A 656-nucleotide genomic window follows, 5' to 3' on the forward strand; every position below is an offset into this window, starting at 1 on the left:
GACGTGGCCGACGCGGTCGGCGCGCTCGCGCGCGCGCTCGGCGCCGACCCGCTGCTCGCCGTCGGCGGCGGCTCGGCGGTGGGCGTCGCCAAGGCGGTCGCGCTCGCGGGCGGCCCGCCCGTCGCCGCGGTCCCGACGACGTACTCGGGCTCCGAGATGACGCCGATCTGGGGGCTCACGCGCGACGGCGCGAAGGAGACGGGGCGCGACGAGCGCGTGCGCCCGCGCGCCGTGCTGTACGATCCACTCACGACGCTCGACCTGCCGGCGCGCGTGACCGGGCCGAGCGCGCTCAACGCCGCCGCGCACTGCGTGGAGGCGCTGTACGCCCCCGACGCGGGGCCGGTGACGGCGCTGCTGGCCGCCGAGGGGCTGCGCGCGATCGCGGGGGCGCTGCCGGGGGTGCTGCGCGCGCCGGCGGACGTGGCGGGGCGTACGGCGCTGCTCTACGGCGCGTGGCTCGCCGGCCTGGCGCTCGGCGCGTCGACGATGGGGGTGCACCACAAGCTCTGCCACGTGCTCGGCGGGAGCTTCGGGCTGCCACACGCTGAGACGCACGCGGTGGTGCTGCCGCACGCGGCGGCGTTCAACGCCGGCGCGGCGCCCGAGGCGCTGCGGGCCGCGGCGGGCGCGCTGGGGGCGGGCGACGCGCCGGC

At 80.5% G+C, this 656-nt stretch carries 1 protein-coding gene; it reads left to right on the plus strand.

The genetic code is table 11. The features are described 5' to 3' along the window. Positions 1 to 656, plus strand: a 656-nt coding sequence (locus tag PYV61_RS26270) for an iron-containing alcohol dehydrogenase (RefSeq protein ID WP_275836844.1), incomplete at both ends; no start/stop codon positions are given.

The organism is Roseisolibacter sp. H3M3-2 (assembly GCF_029211165.1).
In the GTDB taxonomy this organism is placed as follows: domain Bacteria; phylum Gemmatimonadota; class Gemmatimonadetes; order Gemmatimonadales; family Gemmatimonadaceae; genus Roseisolibacter.